Genomic DNA, 20761 nt, shown 5'->3' with positions numbered 1-20761 from the left:
CCCATGCCCAGGACCGAGGACGGGGCCTCGTCCCCCGCAGGTGCCGCGAGCGCATCGCTGCTCATCCGCCTGCGGGGGATCAAGCCCTCGCTGTCGCCCGCCGAGGACCGTGTCGCCGACATCGTCCTCGCCGACGCGCGCCGTGCCGCCGGCCTGACCATCAGCGAGCTCGCCACGGCGGCGCGCACGTCCGAGACGACGGTGCTGCGCTTCTGCCGGCGGCTCGGGCTGCCGGGCTACCCGCAGCTGCGCCTCGCGCTCGCCGAGGAGTCGGCCCAGCCGCGCACGATGAGCCGCAGCGGCACCGACATCAGCGCCAAGGACACGATCGACGACATCATCGCCAAGGTCGCCTTCACCGATGCGAGCGCGGTCGAGGAGACCGCCCAGCAGCTCGACCGCGAGGCGCTGTCCGAGGCAGCCGCCTTCATCGCCAAGGCCGGACGCGTCGACATCTACGGTGTGGCCGCGAGCGCCGTCGTCGGCGCCGACCTCCAGCAGAAGCTGCACCGCATGGGCATCGTCGCCTTCGTCTGGAACGACGCGCACCTCGCCCTGACGAGCGCCACGCTGCTCGGCCCGGGTGACATCGCCATCGGCATCTCGCACTCCGGCACGACCACGGAGACCATCGAGGCGCTCGCGGCCGCGCGCTCGACCGGGGCCAAGACCCTGGCCATCACGAACTTCCCGCTGTCGCGGCTGGCCTCGGGCGTCGACTACCTGCTCACGACCGCCGCGCGCGAGACGAGCCTGCGCTCGGGCGCGACGGCGAGCCGCATCGCGGCCCTCACGGTCGTCGACTGCCTCTACATCGCGGTCGCCCAGCGCAACCTGCGCCGGGTGCGCAAGGCGGTTGCCGAGACGCGCGAGGCCGTCGCCGGCCACCACGTCACCGACTGACCCGTCAAGCGCCCCCTCCCCCACTCGAGGGACGGGGGTGGTCGGGGGACCGTGACGGGAATGTTACTCATTTACGGCATTGACGCTGACGGCGTAGGAAACTAACCTCGCACGGGTGAGCAGCGAGGTGACCGTGGACGCCCCCACCGAGGAGCGCCATCCGGGGACGACGTCCATCGACACCCACACCTCCCTCGACATCCTCAGGGCGCTCAACGCCGAGGACGCGACCGTGGCCGGCGCCGTGAGCGTGATCCTCCCCGACCTGGCTCGTCTCGTCGACCGCGCCGTCGAGTCGCTCCGCGCGGGCGGAGCCGTGCACTACTTCGGCGCCGGCACGTCGGGCCGACTCGCCGTGCTCGACGCCGCCGAGCTGCGCCCCACCTTCAACGCCCCGGCCGGGCTCGTCGTGGCCCACCACGCCGGCGGCCCCGCCGCCCTGCTCGAGGCCGTCGAGAACGTCGAGGACGACGTCGACCTCGGTCGCGCAGAAGCCGACGTGCTGCGTCCCGGGGACATCGCCATCGGCCTCACGGCCTCAGGGCGTACGCCGTTCGTGGCCGGCGCTCTCGCGCGGGCTCGCGAGCTGGGGGCCGTCACGGCCCTCGTCACGGCCAACCCGCACGCCGAGGTCGCCGTCCACGCCGACCTCCTCCTCGCCGTGCGCACCGGCCCCGAGGCCCTGACCGGCTCGACCCGGCTCAAGGCCGGCACCGCCCAGAAGCTCGTCCTCAACTCGTTCTCGACCGCCGTGATGATCCGGCTCGGGCGCACGTGGAGCAACCTCATGGTCGACGTCGTCGCGACGAACGCCAAGCTCCGCGGCCGCGTCGTGCGCATCCTGCAGGAGGCGACGGGCGCCGACGCCGAGCAGGCCCGCCGGGCCCTCGACGACGCCGACGGCGAGCTCAAGCCCGCCCTGCTCTCGATGCTCGCGGGCGTCGACGCCGGCACGGCGCGCGACGCGATCGCCGCCCACGACGGCTCCGTGGCCCACGCGCTCGCGTCCCTCGGCGGCCAGGTGGCCGCCCCGGCCGCCCGCGCTGCCCCGGCCGCCCCCACCCCCGAACGCTGAACCCACCACCCTCCCACCCCCACGTGCCGACCCCCAGGCACCGAGCAGAACCCGACAGGAGCACCACCATGACGTTCGCCTCACGCCTCCCCGGCTCGTCGCGGCGCGCACGCCGCACGGTCCTCACGATCGCCGCGCTCTCCGGAGCGCTCGTCGTGACCGCCTGCTCGCCCTCCTCCTCGGGCTCCTCGAGCACCGGTGACGACGGCAAGGTCACCCTGACGGTGTGGTCGTGGCGCGTCGAGGACGAGGCGGCATACACCAAGATCTTCGACGCGTACGAGAAGGCCCACCCCGGCGTCAGCATCGACTTCAAGGCGTTCAAGGCGACGGAGTACAACAAGATCCTCGCGACCGGCCTCGCCGGCTCGAGCGGCCCGGACGTGCCGCAGGTCCGCTCCTACGGCCAGCTCCAGGGCACCGTCGCCAGCAAGTCCCTGCTGCCGCTCGACGGCAAGGTCGACCTCGCCGGCTGGGACGAGAACGTCGTCGCGAGCGCCAAGGGCAAGGAGGACGGCAAGACGTACTCCGTGCCGCTCGCGCGCCAGACCGTCCAGATGTTCTACAACCAGGGCCTCTTCGACAAGAGCGGCATCAAGGCCCCCACCACGTGGGCCGAGTTCATCGCCGCCAACGACAAGCTCATGGCGGCCGGCGTCACGCCGATCGCCATCGGCGCCAAGGACGACTGGACGCTCCCGATCGTCCACGAGGTGCTCGCTGCCCCGCGCTTCGGCGGCAAGGCCTTCCAGAGCGAGGTGCTCTCGGGCCAGAAGTCCTTCACCGACCCCGACTGGGTCGGATCGGTGCAGGTGGTGAGCGACCTCGAGAAGTACCTGCCCAAGAACTCCACCGGCGTGGCGCAGACCGACGCCCAGACGCTCTTCTCGGCCGAGAAGGCCGCGATGATCCCCGGCGGCAGCTTCGACCTCTCCGTCTTCCAGAAGGCCAACCCGGCCATGAAGATCGGCATCTTCCAGGTGCCGCCGGCCCCCGGGTCGCCGAGCGGTTCGGCCGCGACGACGGCAGGATGGGCCGATGGCAACTTCGGCGTCTCCGCCAGGTCGAAGCACCCCACCGAGGCCACCGAGCTCGTGAAGTGGATGACCACGAAGGAGTTCGGCCAGATGGTCACCGACGACATCAGGCAGATCTCGGCCGTGCCCGGGGTCGAGCCCACCGACCCGCTGCTCAAGCAGATGAGCCAGAACTACACGGACTCCGGGTCGCCGTACCTGCTGCTCACCGACTTCCGCTACGGCTCACCGACGGGCACCGACCTGCTCGGCAAGGGCCTGCAGGAGCTGCTGCTCGGCTCCAAGGACGCCACCGCGGTGAGCCAGGACCTCGAGACCGGCGTCAAGACCTGGTTCAAGCCGAGCGCGTGACGGTTCCTGCATGAGGCGCCGCACCGGCCTTGTCTTCGTCGCCCCGGCGCTCGCCCTCTTCGCGGTGTTCGTGCTCTACCCGATGGTGACGGCGTTCTCCTACGCCTTCTTCCAGTGGCAGGGCACGACCCGCGGGGCGTTCGCCGGGCTCGAGAACTTCGCGACGCTCTTCACGAGGGCGCCGTTCACGACCGACCTGCCACGAGCGTTGATGCACAACGTGCTCTTCTTCGTCGGCACGATGCTCATCCAGAACACGTTCGGTCTCACGATCGCGTACCTGCTCTACACGCGTCCGCGCAGCCGCCGGATGCTGCAGACGCTCTACGCGATGCCCTACCTCGTGAGCCCGATCGTCATCGGCTACCTCTGGACGCTGCTGCTCTCGCCGACGTTCGGGCCGGTCAACACGCTGCTGACGAAGATCGGTCTCGAGTCGTGGGCGCTGCCGTGGCTCGGCGACCCGAAGACGGCGATCTGGGTCGTCATCCTCGTCAGCGTGTGGCAGTGGATCGGCTTCCCGGTCCTGCTCTACGGCGCCGCCCTCGGCGGTGTCCCGGAGGAGCTGACCGAGGCCGCCCGCGTCGACGGCGCGAGCAACCGGCAGGCGTTCTTCAAGATCACCCTCCCGCTGCTCGTCCCGGCCATCGGCACGGTGTCGGTCCTGACGTTCATCTTCGCGATGGAGGCCTTCGCCCTGCCCTACGCGTTCGGCGGATCGACCGGGAACCCTGCAGGCGCAACGGACTTCGTGTCGTTGCTCTTCTACCGCACGGCCTTCGACTCGGGCGCGACCGATGCCATCGGCAGCTCGTCGGCGCTCGCCACCCTGCTCTTCGTCATCATCTTCGGCGGCGCCTACGCCGCCACGGCCGTGCTGCGCCGTCACGAGCGGAGGATCACCGCATGACCACGGCCGTCGTCACCACCGAGTCGCCGCAGGAGCAGGCCGCGGCCCGTCCCGTCCCGAGCGGTCGTCGGCGCCCGCCGCGGGTCAACGGTCCCGTGGGCGGCGCCGGTGCCAGCGTGCTGCTCTGGGGGTATGCCGCCCTGGCGCTCGTGCCGCTGCTGCTCATGGTGAGCAACAGCTTCCGCACCAACTCCGACCTCATCACCGACCCGCTCGGCCTGCCCACTCCCCCGACGACGGCGAGCTACGTCGAGGCGTGGACCACCGGCAACTTCGCGACGTACTTCGCCAACTCGCTCGCCGTCACGGTCGGCGCGGTCGCGATCTCGACGGCGGTCGCGACGATGGCCGCCTACGCGCTGGCCCGCGGCCGGTCTCGGATCTTCCGCTGGCTCGAGGCGCTCTTCCTCTCGGGCCTCATGCTGCCGATCCACCTCGCGATCCTGCCGATCTTCTACCTCTTCGACGGGCTCGGGCTCATCGACTCGCGTCTCGGCCTCATGCTCATGTACGCCGCGTCGGGCGTCCCGTTCTCGATCTTCGTCCTCATGACGTTCTTCCGGCAGCTGCCGGAGGAGCTCGAGGAGGCCGCCGCGCTCGACGGGGCGAGCCACTGGCAGACGTTCTGGCGGATCATGGTGCCGCTCGTGCGCCCGGCCCTGGCGACGGTCGCGGTCTTCCGCTTCGTGCCGATCTGGAACGACTTCCTCTTCCCCCTCGTGCTGCTGCGCAGCGAGGACAAGTACACCCTCCCGGTCGGCCTCACGAGCTTCTTCGGGGAGAACGCGACGAACTACTCGGCCGTCTTCGCCGGGCTCGTCATCACGACGATCCCGCTCATCGTGCTCTTCCTCGTCGCCACGAAGCAGATCGTCGCGGGCTTGACCGCCGGCATGGCGAAGTGATCGGCTCGCTCGCGTGAGCGAGCGCGCCGGGGCCGTCGTCGCCGTCGACGTCGGCGGTTCGGGCCTTCGGCTGACCACGTTTGCCAGCAGCCCTGGTCCCGTGCTCACCGCACCGGGGGTGCGGGTCGGGTCGGGCGGGATCGACGTGGCTGCTCTCGTCGCCGATGCGCGGTCGCTGTCGGCGAGAGCCGCGGCCGAGTCCGCTTCCGGCGCAGTGCCTCCCGAGGTGGTCGTGTGGTCGATGCGCGGCCTGCTCTTCCTCGCCGACCGGACCGACGTGCTCCGCACGGTGGCCGAAGGCCTGGGCGCCGAGCGCACCGTCGTCGTCAGCGACGCCGTCGCCAACCTCGTGGGCGCGACGGGTCGGATCGGTCCGGGCGCGGTCGTCGCGGCGGGCACCGGCGCGGTCGCCTTCGGCACCGACTTCGACCGGCAGTGGCGCCGCGTCGACGGCTGGGGGCACGTGCTCGGCGACGCCGGGTCGGCGGCGACGCTCGGCATGGCCGGCCTCCGGGCGGCCCTGCGCGCCCACGACGGCCTCCCCGGCGGTTCGCCGGCCCTCCTGTCGGCGGCCACCGACCTGCTCGGACCGCCCGAGGGCTGGCCGCGGCTCGTCATGACGAGCCGAGACGCGCCCGAGCGTCTGGCCTCGGTGGCGCCGCTCGTCACGGCCGCTGCGGCCGGCGACCCCGTCGCCCACGCCCTGTGCGTCCGCTCGGGCACCGACCTCGCCGACTCCCTGCTCCGCGCGGCGGAGGGCCTGACCGACCCGGTCCTCGCCGCGACCGGTGGGCTGCTCAGCGCCGCCCCCGTGGCCGACGCCCTCGACGCCCGGCTCGCCGACGCCGGCGCCCGGCGCACTCCCGCCCGCGGCGGGGCGCTCGACGGCGCCCTCCTGCTGGCCCGGCACCTGCGGGACACCGGAGCGCTCCCCGAGCACCCGGCATACCTCCTCGTCGGCTGACGCGGGCCCCGGTGGCCGATCGGGTACGTCTCCGGTCGGCCCCGGCAGCCCGGTCTACGCTCGGGGCTGCCCCCTCACGAGCCGACTGGAGCCCGCATGTCCGAGCACGACGCCCACCGCCCCGGACTCGGGTCGATGCCCCACGACGGCGGCACGGCCTTCCGCGTGTGGGCCCCGAACGCCGACGCCGTCGCGGTCACCGGCAGCTTCACCGGGTGGTCCGGCGACGGCCACGCGATGGTCTCCGAGGACAACGGCCACTGGTACGCCGACGTCGACGGCGCGCACCCCGGCGACGAGTACCAGTTCGTCATCACCCACGGCGAGCAGCGGCTCATGCGCATCGACCCGCGCGCCCGCGTCGTCACGAACTCGTCGGGCAACGCCGTCGTCTACGACCGCGACGCCTTCGACTGGGCCGGCGACACGTTCGGCTGCCCGCCCCACGACGAGCTCGTCATCTACGAGACCCACATCGGCTCGTTCGTCGCGACCGAGGGTGACGCCGGCGACCTCGGCGGCCTGGCCGGCAAGCTCGGCTACCTCGCCGAGCTCGGCATCAACGCCGTCGAGCTCATGCCCGTCGCCGAGTTCGCCGGCGACTACTCGTGGGGCTACAACCCGTCGAACCCCTTCGCGGTCGAGAGCGGCTACGGCGGCGCCGACGCGCTGAAGGGCTTCGTCAAGGAGGCCCACCGGCACGGCATCGCCGTCATCCTCGACGTCGTCATCAACCACTACGGCCCGAGCGACCTGTCCCTGTGGCAGTTCGACGGCTGGAGCGAGGACGGCAAGGGCGGCATCTACTTCTACAACGACGAGCGCTCCGCGACCCCGTGGGGCGACACCCGCCCCGACTACGGCCGCGAGGAGGTGCGCGCCTACCTCCACGACAACGCCCTCATGTGGCTCGAGGAGTTCCACCTCGACGGCCTGCGGTTCGACGCGACGCTCTACGTGCGCACCATCGACGGCCTCGGCACGGGCGACCTGCCCGAGGGCTGGGACCTCCTGCAGTCGATCACGGCGACCATCCGCGAGCGGCACCCCGACAAGATCCTCATCGCCGAGGACCTCCAGGCCGACCCGGCGATCACCTCCGACGACAAGGGCGGCGCCGGCTTCCACGCGCAGTGGGACACGAGCTTCGTCCACCCGGTGCGGCGCCTGCTGACGGCCGTCGACGACGCCGACCGCTCCATGACCGCGCTCGCCGAGGCGCTGCGTGGCGTCGACGAGCCGTTCCGGCGCATCGTCTACACCGAGAGCCACGACGAGGTGGCCAACGGCAAGCTGCGGGTCCCCCACGAGATCGACGGCGGCGACCCCAGCGGCTGGGCGGCGCAGAAGCGCGCGACCCTCGGCTTCGCCATCGCCCTGACGACGCCGGGCATCCCGATGCTCTTCCAGGGCCAGGAGTTCCTCGAGGACGAGTGGTTCCGCGACGACGTGCCGCTCGACTGGGAGCGGGCCGAGCAGTTCCGCGACATCGTGCGCCTCGGCCGCGACCTCATCCACCTGCGCCGCGACGTCGACGGCGTCTCGCGGGGGCTGCGCGGCGAGGGCTTCGAGGTGCTCCACCTCGACGACGAGGCGAAGGCCCTCGCGTGGGCGCGGAGCTCGGGCGACGACGTCGCCGTGGTCGTCGTCAACGCGAGCGCCGAGGCCCGCGCCATCACGACGGGTATGCCGTCCGCCGGGCCGTGGGCGGTGCGCTTCAACTCGGACGCGTCCACCTACAGCGCCCTCTTCGCGGGGCACGACAGCCACGACGTGGACGCGGCGCCCAAGCCGCTCGACCACCAGCCCGCAAGCGGCACGGTCTCGGTCGGCGCCTACACCCTCGTCGTCCTCACGCCTGCCTGACGCGCGCGTCACCGTTTCGTAAGGGTCGCGTCCTGGTGCCGGCGGCGCGCGACCGGTCCACTGGACGCATGAACCGACGCCCCTGGATCGCCGCCGCCGTCGTCACCGCCGTCGTCGGGCTCGTCGTCGCGCTCGCCCTCTTCCAGCCATGGCGGCTGCTCACCCGCAGCACCGTCGACGAGGCGCTGCCGACCGCCACCGCGGTCTCCGCCGAGAGCCCCGGCCCGAGCGGCACGGCCACGGGGAGCGCGGCCGCGACCGGACGGCATACGCCCTCGGCCGCGGCAGCGGCTCCGCGCGTGCTCGGCGAGGGTCGCTTCGTCGACGGGGAGCACGCCACGTCCGGCACCGCCCGCGTGCTCGAGCTGGCCGACGGCTCACGCGTCGTGCGCCTCGAGGGGTTCTCGACGAGCGACGGCCCGGACGTCGTGGTCTGGCTCACCGACCAGCCGGCCGGGGACGACGACTGGCACCGCTACGACGACGGGCAGTCCGTCCCCCTCGGCGCGCTCAAGGCCACGGACGGCAACCAGAACTACGCCGTCCCGGCCGGCACCGACCTGACGGAGCTCACCTCCGTCGTCATCTGGTGCGACCGCTTCGACGTCGCCTTCGGATCGGCTCCCATCCGATCGGCGTGACGCCTCCGAAGCACGGGTGACGGCTGCCGCCGCACTGAGGGGTCCGGCGGCGGCCGCCTCCGGCAGCGACTCAGCGCAGCGGGTTGAAGGGGGCCAGCTGCTCGGGCGCACGGCCGGTCACGATCTGCTCGGCGAGCAGGCGACCGGTCACGGGGCCCAGAGTGATCCCCCACATGCCGTGACCGCCGGCGACGAAGACCTTGGGGTTGCGCGAGGCGCCGATGAGCGGCAGGCCGTCGACGGTGCAGGGACGCGAGCCGACCCACTCGTCCTGGCGGTGGTCGAGGTCGGCGCCCTGGAGCAGCGGGCGGGCCGACTCGACGATGGCCTGGATCCGGCGCGGGTCGAGGGCGGCCTCGGGCCGGCGGAACTCCATCATGCCGGCGACGCGGAGGCGGTCGCCGACGGGCGTGCAGGCGACGCGCTCGGCCGGGAAGTAGACGGGACCGTTGGGCAGGTCGTCGACGGCGACGCTGAAGGAGTAGCCGCGGCCGGCCTGGACGACGCGCTTGACGCCGAACTCGCGAGCCAGCTTGCCGAGCCATGCGCCGGTCGCGACGACGACGGAGTCGTAGTGCTCGGCCTGGCCGAAGTCGTTCGTGACGAGCACGCCGGTCGGGGTGTCGGTGATGCGCTGGACGGCGCTGCCGGTGACGATCTTGCCGCCACGAGCCGTGACCGAGTCGGCGAGCGCGGCGACGTAGGCGCCGGGGTTGATGAAGCGCTGGCCGTGGAGCACGATCGCGGCGCCGATCTCGCCGGAGAGGGCCGGCTCGATGGCGCGGGCCTCGTCGCCGGTGAGAACGTCGAAGGTGATGTCGCCGCCCGAGGCGTGGATGTGCTCGATCTCCTCGAGCAGGGTCTGGCGCTCCTCGGCCGTGCGGTAGGCGGCCGTGAACGACTTCGCCTCGTAGGTGTCGGCGTCGACCCCGCCGGCCTTGAGGAGGTCGAAGCTCTGCAGCGACAGGTCGTTGACGGGCACGAGGGCGCCCATGGCCTTCTTCCACGCCGTCATGGTGCTGTGGCGCGTGAAGCCGGTGACGAAGCGGAGGAAGTCCGGTCGGGCGCTCGGCGGCACGTAGACCGGCGAGCTGGGGCTGAGCACGGCGCGCAGGCCGTACTTCAGCACGGCGGGCTCGGGCAGCGGCGTCGCGATGCCGGGCGTCAGCCAGCCGGCGTTGCCCCAGGACGCACCGGCGGCGACACCGTCGCGGTCGATGACGGTGACCTCGACGCCGCGCTCCTGGAGGAACCAGGCGGTGGCGAGACCGACCATGCCGGCGCCGACGACGGCGACGCGCTCGGGGGCGGGGGTACCGGCGGGGGTCACAGCGGACATGCGATCGACTCCTGGGTCTGTCTGTTCGAGGTGGTGCCTTGTCTCCATGGTGGCGGCGCCAGCCGCCGCCCCCGTGGTGCTGCACAGCCAACGTTTCCTCCGTCTGTTGTGCTGAGAGCACTAAAGACCGTCACAATGGTTGTATGCCGTCCGCCCCGTCGCGCTCGAAGCGGCGCTCTGCGACCCGTACCTCCTCGACCACACCGGTCGGCCTGCCGATCGCGCAGCTCGTCGGCACCCTCGGGGGCGGCCTGCTCACGGTCGTCGTCGACGTCGGCGGTCCGGCCGTCGACGACGTGACGCTCGCCGAGCCCGGCTCCGGCGTCTTCGGCCAGGCCGGCGACCTGCTCCTCGGCGTCGGGGTGGAGCGTCCGGCCGAGGCGGCAGCGCTGCTCGAGGGCGCCGCCGCGGTGGACACCGGCGCCGTCGTGCTGAGACGCGCCGCCGCGCGCGACCCGCAGGTCCGCGCCGCGGCGGCCCGCTTCGGCGTCAGCCTCGTCGAGCTCGCCGACCACGCCTCGTGGGCGCACGTCGTGTGGCTGCTGCGGGGCGTGCTCGACCGCGCCGCGAGCGGGCCGGCCCTGCGCGCCGAGGGTCCAGTGCTCGACGAGCTCTTCGCGCTCGCCGACGCGTGCGCGGCCCTCGTCGCGGCCCCGATCACCATCGAGGACACCCAGTCGCGGGTGCTCGCCTACTCCTCGACCCAGGATGTCGCCGACCCCGCGCGCGTCTCGACGATCGTCGGACGCCGCGTGCCCGACGAGGTCATGGCCAACCTCCGCGGACGAGGGGTGTTCCGTCGGCTGGCCCGCTCGGACGAGCCCTTCTTCGTCCCTGCCGGTCGCGGCCTGCGAGCCCGCGTCGTCGTCCCGGTGCGGGCCGGCATCGAGTGGCTCGGCTCGATCTGGGCCGTCGTCGACGAGGAGCCACCGGAGCAGGTCATGGGCTCGCTCGCCCAGACCGCCTCGGTCGTGGCCCTGCACCTGCTGCGTCTGCGCTCGCAGGCAGACCTCGCCCGACGGGTCTCGGCCGACCGGCTGCGAGCCGTCCTCAGCGGCGACACGCTCGAGGCCGAGGGCTGGCTGCCGGCGGCACCGTGGCGGGTCGTCGTGCTCGCCGGCGCCCACCGCGCCCGCACCGACCCCACCCGTGAGGCCGCACCGCGCGACACCGAACGCGAGCTCGACGTGTGGGAGTCGGCCGCGCGCCGCCGGTCCTGGCGCCAGCCGCTCCTCGCGATCTTCGACGGCGTCGCCCTGACCCTCGTGCGCGACGTGCCCGGCGACGCCTCCCCGGGCACGTGGGAGTGGCTGCTCGGCGTCGTCGAGGAGGTCGCGGGGGTCACCCCGACGGCCACGGCGAGCGCCGGGGGCCGGGTCTCCCGGACGGTCGACCTCGACCGGTCGCGACGCGAGGCCACCGAGGTGCAGCGCCTGCGCGACGTCGGTCGGGTCACGGGCACGACGACCACGGTCGAGGACGCCTGGGCCGCCGTCACCAACGCCCGCGCCCTCGGCGGCATCTGGACCGAGGAGCTGCTCGGTCCGGTCGCCGCCCTGCGCGAGCACGACGAGGCCCACCACACGGCATACCTCGAGACGGTCGCCGCGTGGCTCGACCATCCGGGAGACCCACGGGCGGCCGCGGCGCGCGTCCACGTACACCCCAACACGCTCCGCTACCGGATGCAGCGGCTGTCGGACGTCGTCGACCTCGACCTGCACGACCCCGAGACCCGGCTGGCCCTGCGCCTGCAGCTGCGCGCGCTCGGCCACTGAGACGGGCCGCCGCCGCTAGCGTGGGGTCGTGGACGAGCAGGACGCGGTGACGACCGGCGGGCAGCAGTGGCTCGCACCGGCCGAGTTCGAGCGCATCTACGGCCCGCAACGCTCCTGGACCCCGGTCGAGGTCCGCGAGCTGCTCCGTGGCCTCGGGGTGCCGTGGTGGGTGGCCGGCGGGTGGGCCGTCGAGGCGTTCACCGGGGTCGCCCGCGACCACGAGGACATCGACGTCTCGGTGCTCCGTCGCGACGTCGGCGCGATCCGGGCCCACCTCGAGCGGCACTGGCACCTGTGGTCCGCCGGCGACTCGGGCCTGCTGCACCTGCGGCCGGGACGGGACGTGCCAGAGGACTCCGGCCAGATCTGGGTCCGCGAGCACGCGCTCCCCCTGCTCGGTGCCGCCCAGGTCGCGGTGCTCCGGCGGGTCGTCGACGCCCAGCCGGCCGACCATCCGTGGCGGGCTCGCCTGGACGGGGTACGGGGGGGCGCCTAGGCAGGCGCCTCGCCCAGGTGGACCGTGCCGTCTTCGTCCACCCGGAAGTTCGGGTTGTGCACGAGGTCCCACCGGAAGCCGTCCGGGTCGGCCACGCACGCACTGACCCCGCCCCACTCGCGCTCGGTCGGGGCCGAGACGGAGGTCGCACCGGCAGCCAGCGCGGCGGCATACAACGCCTCGACCTGCCCGACCTCGGTGACGTTGTGGCCCAGCGACACGGGCGGCGCGGACGAGCCGTGCGCGACGTCGCCGTACTCGCTCGGCATCTGCGTGACGTCCCAGAGCGCGAGCAGCTGCCCGGGGGCGCCCTGGACGAAGGTGATGTCGGGGAGATGGAGCACGGAGCGGAAGCCGAGCCCGTCGACGTAGAAGGCCCGTGAGCGCTCGACGTCACGGACGCCGAGGGTGATGGCGGTGATCTCGGGTGGGGTCGTCATCCCGCCACGATAGGACGCCCCACCGACGTCGCCGAGCCGTAAGGACCGGATAACCCCTACGTCATGGAGTGCGGGCCCTCGCGGGTCTTGACTCGGGGGTGAGCCGGTCAGGGTGACCGGACGAAAGGTGGAAAGCCATGTCTCACAAGCTGACTCGCGGGATCCTTCGCTCGCTGGGCGTCGCCGCGGTCGCCCTCCCAGCCCTCGTCGCGGGCACCTCCGCCCACGCAGGACGCGTCTCGGGTCCCGCGTTCTACGTCGACCACCAGCTCTACCGGACGGTCGCGACGCCGACCGACCTCAGCGGCACGGGCGCACCCGCGCAGTCGTGGGACACGATCTACAGCTTCGGCGCCGTGCAGCGCAGCGTCGCGACCGCGGCGCCGGGTGACCCCGGCTTCAACGGGGGGCGCTGGCAGGTGCACGCCGTGTCGCTCACCGGCACGTATGCCGCAGCGCTGGCCGCCGGCGACCACGACGGTGACGGCGTGCTCGACGCCGCCGACGAGGTGCAGGCCGCCATCGACGCCGGAGCCCTGGTCGACGGCGGCGTCGTGAAGTACTTCGTGTGCACGGTCAACCCTGTCCCCCACGGTCAGGGCTGAGCGGCTCCCAGCGCAACCGGGGGTAGCAGTCGGGGGAGGGACACCGTGTGGTGTTCCTCCCCCGACGATCTGACCGGTTTACCCCCCAAATGTCCCCGAAGTCAGTGTCCGCCACCCAGAAGGTCGCGCACCTCTGACTCGCGATACCTCCGGTGCCCACCAAGGGTCCGGATCGAAGTCAGCTTTCCTGCCTTGGCCCAGCGAGTGACCGTCTTCGGGTCCACCCGGAAGAGGGCCGCAACCTCGGCAGGAGTCAGCAGCTTCTCGGTCTCATGTCGATCCTGAGTCGTCATTGTCATATCCCCACCACCCTGTCGCTAGGTGCAGCGACACGCATGCGCCCCAATCGGGGCTCAGTAAAGCAAGGGTAAAGTCTCGGCCGTTCGAATGGCGGTTAAACACTGAAAAGAGTCAAATCGTCCCGCTTCCGAGACACCGGGTGTATACGACGAGGGGATCGACCGGGCCGCGCGGTGACAGCAGGGTGCACCCTGGCCGGCCGAGTCGCGACGCGCCGCCGGTCGAGGGGGTGCGGCAGGCGCGGGATTTGCCTCACTCATGTAGCGTTAGCACCACGAGAACACACACATTCCCGGGGCCGCTACGCGGACATCGAAGAGCCACCCGGTTCTCCGAGGAGCGATGCCGTCCCGGCACGACGCACGAGGGGGTCACGCCATGGGGCGCGGCCGAGCCAAAGCCAAGCAGACCAAGGTCGCACGGCAGCTCAAGTACTACACACCTGACACGGACTTGAGCGCGCTGGAGCGTGAGCTGCACGGGCCGTCGCAACGCGACGTGTCCAACCAGCCACGATCCGTCGACGACGACGAGTACGACGAATACGGGAAGTGGGCTTCGGGCGGGCGCTGAGCTCTCCCTTCCCTCTTCCGTCTGCACCTCGTGCGTCGGGTGTTCACACCCGGCGTGCGATCGGTGCTGCCCTCGAGGCAGCCGACGTCCCGGGCACGCGTGTCCGGGGTCCCGTCGGGGGACGCATCGACGCCCGCACACCCCCCGGGGCGCTGCGGGCTTCGTCGTACCCGGGGTCTGCCGTGTCACGCGGGGTATGCCGTGTCGCCGGGTCTGGAGTGTTCCGGGTGCGCCGGGTCGCCCGGTCCCGCACGCGAGGGGCGTGGACCGTGACCAGTGAACGGAGACCGCTGAAGGTGCCGCGGTGGCGGGCCTCAGGCGGTCGGGTGCTGCCCGACGACCTGCACGGCGCCCCCGTCGACGCCCTTGGCCCCCCGCACGATCTCGACGTCGCCCGCGACGAGCCCGTCGGCGTGCGCCCGCTCCTCGGTGGCGACGTCGCCGAGACGCCACGCACGGATGCCGCGCGCCTCGCTCAGCTCGATGGCGCGCTCGGCCTGGGCCTCGGGCAGCACGGCGACGAAGCCGATGCCCTGGTTGAGGGTGCGCTCGATGTCGGCCTGCGGCACGCGCCCGAGGTCCTGGACCGTGCGGAAGACGGCCGGAGGCGTCCACGTCGAGCGGTCGACGCGGGCGAAGGTGCCGGTCGGGAGCACCCGTGCGAGGTTCGCGGCGAGCCCACCACCGGTGACGTGGCTCAGGGCGTGCACGTCGACGCCGTCGGCGGCGATCAGCTCGAGCAGCGGCCTGGTGTAGATGCGGGTCGGCTCGAGCAGCTCCTCGCCGAGCGTGCGGCCGAAGTCGTCGACGTGGCGGTCGAGCTGCCAGCCGGCGCTGGCGACGACGCGCCGCACGAGGCTGTAGCCGTTGCTGTGCAGGCCGCTGCTGGCGAGCGCCACCACGACGTCACCGTCGGCGACGCGCTGCGGACCCAGCACGGCGGCATACTCCACGACGCCGGTGGCGGCGCCGGCGACGTCGTACTCGTCGGGCTCGAGCAGCCCGGGGTGCTCCGCGGTCTCGCCGCCGACGAGGGCGACGCCGGCCTCCTCGCACGCGCGGGCGATTCCGCCGACGATCGCGGCGATGCGCTCGGGCACGACCTTGCCGGTGGCGATGTAGTCGGTCATGAAGAGCGGCTCGGCCCCGCACACCACGATGTCGTCGACGACCATGCCGACGAGGTCGAAGCCGATGGTGTCGTGCACGTCGAGGGCCTGGGCGATGGCGACCTTGGTGCCGACGCCGTCGGTGCTCGTGGCGAGGATCGGCCGGGTCATCCGGGCGATCGCGCTCGCGTCGAACATGCCGGCGAAGCCGCCGAGTCCGCCGACGACCTCGGGCCTGGTGGCGCGCCGCACCGATGCCTTCATCAGCTCGACGGCCTTGTCACCTGCTTCGACGTCGACTCCGGCCGAGGCATAGGTGATGGGGGCATCGCTCACACGCCCCAGCCTACCGGCGCCACGAGCACCCCTCCCCCACCCCCACGACCCCTCCCCGGTTCGATGTATTCCACGGTCGCCCGTGACCGCGCCATACATCGAACCAGGGGACCGTCCACAGGTCCCGGCCGGTCGTGGCGCTCATCCACAGAAGCGTGCCGCCCTGGTGACGGCGCGGCGGACGGCGGCGAGCCTCGGGCCATGGACCGCGAACGACTTCTCCTCGCTCGCCGCATCGCCGAGGCGCAGGGCGGCGTGGCATCCCGCCGACAGCTGTATGCCGCGGGCATGACCGAGACCCACGTGCGCCGAGCCGTCGAGTCGGGCCGCTGGCAGATGCACGGCAGGCAGACCGTGGCGGTCCACACTGCACCGCTCGACGTCGTCGCTCGTCGCTGGCGCGGCGTGTGGGAGGTCGGGGAGGCGATCGCGGCCATCGACGGCGCGACCGCTCTGCAGGCTGCAGGCCTCAAGGGCTACGAGGACGACCGCATCCACGTCTCCGCCAGGCACCACCACAACACCTCGGTCGTCGATGGCGTGACGGTGCACAAGGTGATCCGCCGCGTTCCCGACGAGGTCGTGGGCGTGGGCCTGCCTCGGGTGCGCCCTGCCGTCGCGGCCATCCGAGCCGCACACTGGGCCGTGTCCGACCGTCAGGCGGCGCTCGTGCTGCTCATGGCTGTCCAGCAGGACCTCACGACGCCCCGTGTCCTGGCCCGGGCACAACGTGAGGTCCGTGGCAGAACCCGTCGCGCGTTCGTGCGCGGAGTCGTGCGGGACATCGCCTTCGGCGTCGAGTCCTTGGGTGAGCTCGACTTCGCCCGGCTGTGCCGCCTCAAGGGCCTGCCGGAGCCCGACCGCCAAGTGGTCCGGCGCGGCCCTCGAGGACGCATCTACCTCGATGTCCGGTGGAGCTGCTGCGACCTCGTGGTGGAGATCGACGGCGCGCAGCACAGAGCCGGACTCAACGTCATGCTCGACAACCTTCGCCAGAACGCCCTCGTCCTGGCGGGTGATCGGGTGCTCCGCATCAGCGTCGTCGGACTGCGGCTCGAAGCCGAGCTGTTCCTGCAGCAGGTCGCGGCGGGGCACCATCCCTCACGCTGCCGGTTCGATGTATCTCACGGTCACCGGTGATCGTGGAATACATCGAACCGCGGGTCAGGGGTGCTGGAGGGCGCTCTCGCCGCCGAGGCCGACCCCGAGGCTGACGCCCTCGACGTCGACGGAGCGGTCGTGGCCGGTGCGCACCGTGAGCGGCAGCGTCTCGAGGACGTGCTTGCCGATCCGGCCGTCCTCGGGCAGCTCGATGGGGTACTTCCCGGTGAAGCAGGCCGAGCACAGCTCGTCGGCGGGCTGGTTGGTCGCGCCGATCATCCCCTCCTCGGAGATGTAGCCGAGCGAGTCGGCGCCGATCGAGGCGCGGATCTCCTCGACACCGAGGCCGGTGGCGATGAGCTCGGCACGCGTCGCGAAGTCGATGCCGTAGAAGCAGGGCCACTGCACCGGCGGCGAGCTGATGCGCACGTGCACCTCGGCGGCCCCGGCCTCGCGGAGCATCCGGATCTGCGCGCGCTGGGTGTTGCCGCGCACGATCGAGTCGTCGACGACGACGAGGCGCTTGCCGCGGATCGTGTGCTCGAGCGGGTTGAGCTTGAGCCGGATGCCCAGCTGGCGCAGCGTCTGCGACGGCTGGATGAAGGTGCGGCCGACGTAGGCGTTCTTGACGAAGCCCTGGCCGAACGGGATGCCCGACTCCTGCGAGTAGCCAACGGCCGCAGGCACACCCGACTCCGGGACACCGATGACGAGGTCGGCGTCGACCGGGTGCTCGCGCGCGAGGACCCGGCCCATCTCGACGCGGGCCTCGTGCACGACCCGGCCGCGGATCACGGCGTCGGGGCGGGCGAGGTAGACGTACTCGAACACACAGCCCTTGGGCTGCGGCTCGGCGAACTTGTGCGAGCGCAGGCCGTCCTCGTCGATGACGATGAGCTCGCCCGGCTCGACCTCGCGGATGACGGCCGCGCCGATCGTCTGCAGGGCCGCGGTCTCGGACGCGACGACCCAGCCCCGCTCGAGGCGGCCGAGCGCGAGGGGACGCACGCCCCACGGGTCGCGGGCGGCATACAACGTCGTCTCGTCCATGAAGACGAAGGAGAACGCGCCCTTGAGCTTGGGCAGCAGCTCGAGGGCGGCCTGCTCGGGCGTGCGGTCCTCGTCGGCCGCGAGCAGTGTCGTGACGAGGGCGGTGTCGGACGTGTTGCCGCGGGCCAGCTCGCCGGTGATGCGGGTGCCGCCGAAGTGCTCGTCGACGAGGGCCTTGAGCTCGACCGTGTTGATGAGGTTGCCGTTGTGGGCGAGCGCCAGCGTGCTGTGCCCCGTGCCGCCGAGGGTGGGCTGGGCGTTCTCCCAGGTGGAGCCGCCGGTCGTGGAGTAGCGCGTGTGGCCGATGGCGATGTGGCCACGGAGCGAGCTGAGCGCGGTCTCGTCGAAGACCTGCGACACGAGGCCCATGTCCTTGTAGACGAGGATCTTCTCGCCGTCACCGGTCGCGATGCCGGCCGACTCCTGCCCGCGGTGCTGCAACGCATAGAGCCCGAAGTACGTCAGCTTCGCGACGTCCTCTCCGGGAGCCCAGACGCCGAAGACCCCGCAGGCGTCCTGCGGGCCTTTCTCGCCGGGGATGAGGTCATGGTTCAAACGACCGTCGCCACGTGCCACAGCGCCAGTGTCGCACACGCCGATGGGCGATCCGTCCGCGGCTCAGGACCGCAGCGGCAGCTCCGCGAGCACCTCGTAGCGCGGTCGACGTCCCCGTCCCTCGCCGAGGTGCGACTCGACGAGCGCGAGGTGGTCGACGCGCCAGGCGGGCCCCTCCCACGCGTCGAGCGCACGGATCCAGCGGGTGGCCTCGGTGGCGCGGTGGAAGCGACCGAGCGTCAGGTGCGGGTGGAAGCGCGTGCCGTCGGGCGTCGCCCCTGCCGACGTCGACGCATGGCGTATGCCGCCCGCCACCTTCCCGAGGTCACCGCGCACCTGTTCGATGCCTGCCCAGAGGACCCGGGCGGCATACGGGTTCGGGAAGGCGCCGGCTCCGGCGAGCCGCAGGACGAGCGGGTCACGGCGTACGGCGGACCGGGCGAGCGCCTCGGTCAGGGCGTCGAGGCGTGCCTCGGGGACGGCGCCGAGGAAGGCGAGGGTGACGTGCCACTGGTGGCGGTCGGTCCAGCGGATCTCGGGCCCGGCCTCGCGGCGCGGGCCGACGTGCTCCTCGAGGTCGTCGAGGACGCCGTCGGGTGGGACGACGGCGACGAAGAGCCTCATGGCGCGAACGCGGCGCCCGAGGCGATGAGCGCGTCGACGTCGTCGACGCCCCAGGCGGCGAGGGCGGCGCGGGTGTCGGCACCGGGCGTGGACGGAGGGGCGCCGAGGACCGCGGGCGTGCGCGAGAAGCGCGGCGCCGGGGCGGGCTGGACGATGCCGTGGTGCTCGACGTAGGTGCCGCGGGCCGCGAGGTGCGGGTGCGCGGGCGCCTCGGCATAGCTGAGCACCGGCTCGACGCACGCGTCGGTGCCCTCGAAGACGGCGGTCCACGCGTCGCGGGTCCGGGTCCGGAACGCGTCGGCGAGGAGGGTCCGCAGGGCGGGCCACTGGGCGGGGTCGAGGCGGTCGGGCGCGGCGTCGGTGAGGTCGAGCAGGTGCAGGAGCTCGGCGTAGAAGGCCGGCTCGAGGGGGCCGACCGCCAGCCAGCCGCCGTCGCTCGTCTCGTAGACGTCGTAGAAGGGGGCGCCGGTGTCGAGGAGGTTGGTGCCGCGCCGGTCGGACCACAGGCCGGCCGAGGCGAGCCCGACGACGAGCGACGACAGGTGGGCCGTGCCGTCGACGATCGCGGCGTCGACGACCTGGCCGCGGCCGCTCGTGCGGGCCTCGAGGAGGGCGGCGAGGACACCGACGACGAGGTAGAGCGCCCCGCCACCGAAGTCGCCGACGAGGTTGACCGGGACCTGCGGAGGTCCACCCGCCCGGCCGATGGCGTGCAGGGCACCGGTGACGGCGACGTAGCCGATGTCGTGCCCGGCCGAGTGCGCGAGCGGGCCGTCCTGGCCCCAGCCGGTCATCCGGCCGTAGACGAGACGGGGGTTGCGGGCGAGACAGTCGTCGGGACCGAGACCGAGGCGCTCCGCCACGCCGGGGCGGTAGCCCTCGAGGAGGACGTCGGCCTGCTCGACGAGGTCGAGCGTCGTCGCGAGCCCGTCGGGGTGCTTGAGGTCGAGGGCGACGGAGGGGCGGCCCCGGCGCAGCAGGTCGGACTCCGGCGGCAGCGGCACCGGGAGCGAGGGCTCGCCGGGGCGGTCGACGCGGATGACGTCGGCGCCCAGGTCGGCGAGGAGCATCGCCGCGAACGGCGCGGGACCGATGCCGGCCAGCTCGACGACGCGGACGCCGGCGAGCGGTCCCGGGCGTGCGCCCGTGGCGCCCTCACCGTCGCCGGCCGGCGGGGTCACGACTGGTCGCGACCGGACCGGTCGAGGAGGATGCCGAGCACGCCGGCGAGGCCGGTGCCGAGGAAGGCACCCAGGGCGCCGATGTAGAGAGCACCGGTGGTCGTCGTGTAGCCCTGCACCTCGTCGCCCAGGATCGAGACGGCCGCGCCCACGATGAAGCCCAGGACGGCGCCGGTGATGAGGAAGCGCTTGAAGTTCGGGATACGGGGACGCTCGGGGCGGGTGGTCGGCGAGGGCTGGGTCACGAGTCCAGCCTAAGCGAGGTGAGCGGCAGGAGGCCGTCGAGGTGGGCCCGCTGGCCGCTCGCCCGCACGAGCGCACCGTCCAGCGCCGACTCCCACGCCAGGTCGCCGACGGCGAGGCGCAGCCACGTCGCAGCATCGGTCTCGATGACGTTGGGCGGGGTGCCGCGCGTGTGGACCGGCCCCTCGATGCACTGCACGGCCCCGTGCGGGGGCACGCGCACCTCGACGGTCCGACCGGGTGCGATGGTCGCCAGCTCCTCGAGGGTGTAGCGCACCGCCGTCGCCGTGGTGCGGCGGTCGGCGGCCCAGCCGGCCTCGCGGCAGGCGACGAGGGCGGCATGGCCCTCGGCGACAGGAGTACGGCGGCGTGGCGGCAT

22 protein-coding genes are annotated in these 20761 nt (G+C 72.7%); 13 read left to right on the top strand and 9 right to left on the bottom strand.

From position 1 onward, the window contains the following. Positions 1–3: 3 nt before the first annotated feature. The 8 genes from ASD90_RS03990 to ASD90_RS03955 all read left to right on the top strand — a co-directional run bounded on the left by ASD90_RS03990 (position 4) and on the right by ASD90_RS03955 (position 8652). On the top strand, positions 4–903 hold the full coding sequence (locus ASD90_RS03990; RefSeq protein ID WP_056751918.1) for a MurR/RpiR family transcriptional regulator: 900 nt from the start codon (positions 4–6) through the stop codon (positions 901–903). Positions 904–1018: 115 nt separating this feature from the next. Next, on the top strand, positions 1019–1978 hold the full coding sequence (locus ASD90_RS03985) for an N-acetylmuramic acid 6-phosphate etherase (RefSeq protein WP_056751914.1): 960 nt from the start codon (positions 1019–1021) through the stop codon (positions 1976–1978). A gap of 68 nt (positions 1979–2046) precedes the next feature. Beyond that, on the top strand, positions 2047–3366 hold the full coding sequence (locus ASD90_RS03980; protein ID WP_056751912.1) for an extracellular solute-binding protein: 1320 nt from the start codon (positions 2047–2049) through the stop codon (positions 3364–3366). A gap of 10 nt (positions 3367–3376) precedes the next feature. Then, positions 3377–4276 carry a carbohydrate ABC transporter permease gene (locus ASD90_RS03975; protein WP_056751909.1) on the top strand — a complete coding sequence of 300 codons (900 nt, stop codon included), beginning with the start codon at positions 3377–3379 and terminating at the stop codon, positions 4274–4276. Next, positions 4273–5181, top strand: a complete 909-nt coding sequence (locus ASD90_RS03970; protein WP_056751907.1) for a carbohydrate ABC transporter permease — start codon at positions 4273–4275, stop codon at positions 5179–5181. Before ASD90_RS03975 ends, ASD90_RS03970 begins: the two co-directional genes overlap by 4 nt. Before the next feature lie 13 nt (positions 5182–5194). Continuing rightward, complete coding sequence (locus tag ASD90_RS03965; protein ID WP_056751905.1) at positions 5195–6145, top strand: N-acetylglucosamine kinase; 951 nt, start codon at positions 5195–5197, stop codon at positions 6143–6145. Positions 6146–6241: 96 nt separating this feature from the next. Then, entirely contained in the window at positions 6242–8011 is a 1770-nt protein-coding gene (locus tag ASD90_RS03960) for an alpha-amylase family glycosyl hydrolase (RefSeq protein ID WP_056751902.1), read from the top strand. Positions 8012–8079: 68 nt separating this feature from the next. Continuing rightward, complete coding sequence (locus ASD90_RS03955; protein ID WP_056751899.1) at positions 8080–8652, top strand: DM13 domain-containing protein; 573 nt, start codon at positions 8080–8082, stop codon at positions 8650–8652. Positions 8653–8722: 70 nt separating this feature from the next. On the opposite strand, the gene ASD90_RS03950 is transcribed toward ASD90_RS03955, so the two are convergent. Beyond that, positions 8723–9991 (bottom strand): FAD-binding oxidoreductase, encoded by a 1269-nt coding sequence (locus ASD90_RS03950; RefSeq protein WP_056751897.1) that lies wholly within the window; start codon positions 9989–9991, stop codon positions 8723–8725. A gap of 143 nt (positions 9992–10134) precedes the next feature. Here ASD90_RS03950 and ASD90_RS03945 point away from each other — a divergent pair, with 143 nt between their 5' ends. Both ASD90_RS03945 and ASD90_RS23900 read left to right on the top strand, forming a co-directional pair. Beyond that, positions 10135–11769, top strand: a complete 1635-nt coding sequence (locus ASD90_RS03945) for a CdaR family transcriptional regulator (protein ID WP_235506374.1) — start codon at positions 10135–10137, stop codon at positions 11767–11769. 28 nt (positions 11770–11797) lie between these two features. Next, a complete protein-coding gene (locus tag ASD90_RS23900; RefSeq protein ID WP_056751895.1) occupies positions 11798–12265 on the top strand; it encodes a nucleotidyltransferase domain-containing protein in 468 nt (155 codons plus the stop codon). Here the strand turns inward: ASD90_RS23900 and ASD90_RS03935 are convergent. Beyond that, positions 12262–12705 carry a VOC family protein gene (locus ASD90_RS03935; protein ID WP_056751892.1) on the bottom strand — a complete coding sequence of 148 codons (444 nt, stop codon included), beginning with the start codon at positions 12703–12705 and terminating at the stop codon, positions 12262–12264. The genes ASD90_RS23900 and ASD90_RS03935 overlap by 4 nt on opposite strands. 137 nt (positions 12706–12842) lie before the next feature. Between ASD90_RS03935 and ASD90_RS03930 the strand changes: the two genes are divergently transcribed. Beyond that, a complete protein-coding gene (locus ASD90_RS03930; protein ID WP_056751890.1) occupies positions 12843–13310 on the top strand; it encodes a hypothetical protein in 468 nt (155 codons plus the stop codon). Positions 13311–13411: 101 nt separating this feature from the next. On the opposite strand, the gene ASD90_RS22815 is transcribed toward ASD90_RS03930, so the two are convergent. Beyond that, a complete protein-coding gene (locus ASD90_RS22815) occupies positions 13412–13603 on the bottom strand; it encodes a BldC family transcriptional regulator (protein WP_045191048.1) in 192 nt (63 codons plus the stop codon). 385 nt (positions 13604–13988) lie between these two features. On the opposite strand from ASD90_RS22815, the gene ASD90_RS03925 reads away from it, so the two are divergent. Next, positions 13989–14183 carry a DUF3073 domain-containing protein gene (locus tag ASD90_RS03925; RefSeq protein ID WP_020142456.1) on the top strand — a complete coding sequence of 65 codons (195 nt, stop codon included), beginning with the start codon at positions 13989–13991 and terminating at the stop codon, positions 14181–14183. Positions 14184–14497: 314 nt separating this feature from the next. Here ASD90_RS03925 and purM read toward each other — a convergent pair whose 3' ends face one another. Further along, entirely contained in the window at positions 14498–15628 is a 1131-nt protein-coding gene (gene purM, locus ASD90_RS03920) for a phosphoribosylformylglycinamidine cyclo-ligase (protein WP_056751887.1), read from the bottom strand. 201 nt (positions 15629–15829) lie between these two features. On the opposite strand from purM, the gene ASD90_RS03915 reads away from it, so the two are divergent. Then, positions 15830–16768, top strand: a complete 939-nt coding sequence (locus ASD90_RS03915) for a hypothetical protein (RefSeq protein ID WP_056751884.1) — start codon at positions 15830–15832, stop codon at positions 16766–16768. A 24-nt stretch (positions 16769–16792) separates the two neighbouring features. On the opposite strand, the gene purF is transcribed toward ASD90_RS03915, so the two are convergent. The 5 genes from purF to ASD90_RS03890 are packed head-to-tail and all read right to left on the bottom strand — an operon-like array spanning position 16793 to position 20761. Then, a complete protein-coding gene (gene purF / locus ASD90_RS03910) occupies positions 16793–18355 on the bottom strand; it encodes an amidophosphoribosyltransferase (protein ID WP_056751882.1) in 1563 nt (520 codons plus the stop codon). A 42-nt stretch (positions 18356–18397) separates the two neighbouring features. After that, positions 18398–18958, bottom strand: a complete 561-nt coding sequence (gene thpR / locus ASD90_RS03905; RefSeq protein ID WP_056751879.1) for an RNA 2',3'-cyclic phosphodiesterase — start codon at positions 18956–18958, stop codon at positions 18398–18400. Continuing rightward, the gene (locus tag ASD90_RS03900; protein WP_056751876.1) at positions 18955–20139 is read right to left on the bottom strand and encodes a CaiB/BaiF CoA-transferase family protein; all 1185 of its coding nucleotides are present in this window, start codon (positions 20137–20139) and stop codon (positions 18955–18957) included. Before ASD90_RS03900 ends, thpR begins: the two co-directional genes overlap by 4 nt. Further along, on the bottom strand, positions 20136–20384 hold the full coding sequence (locus tag ASD90_RS03895; RefSeq protein WP_056751874.1) for a hypothetical protein: 249 nt from the start codon (positions 20382–20384) through the stop codon (positions 20136–20138). The genes ASD90_RS03900 and ASD90_RS03895 overlap by 4 nt, the downstream gene beginning before the upstream one ends. After that, positions 20381–20761 (bottom strand): sterol carrier family protein, encoded by a 381-nt coding sequence (locus ASD90_RS03890; RefSeq protein WP_056751871.1) that lies wholly within the window; start codon positions 20759–20761, stop codon positions 20381–20383. The genes ASD90_RS03895 and ASD90_RS03890 overlap by 4 nt, the downstream gene beginning before the upstream one ends.

It is taken from the genome of Terrabacter sp. Root181 (assembly GCF_001428505.1).
GTDB lineage: Bacteria > Actinomycetota > Actinomycetes > Actinomycetales > Dermatophilaceae > Terrabacter.
This window is presented reverse-complemented; position numbering and strand designations above follow the sequence as displayed.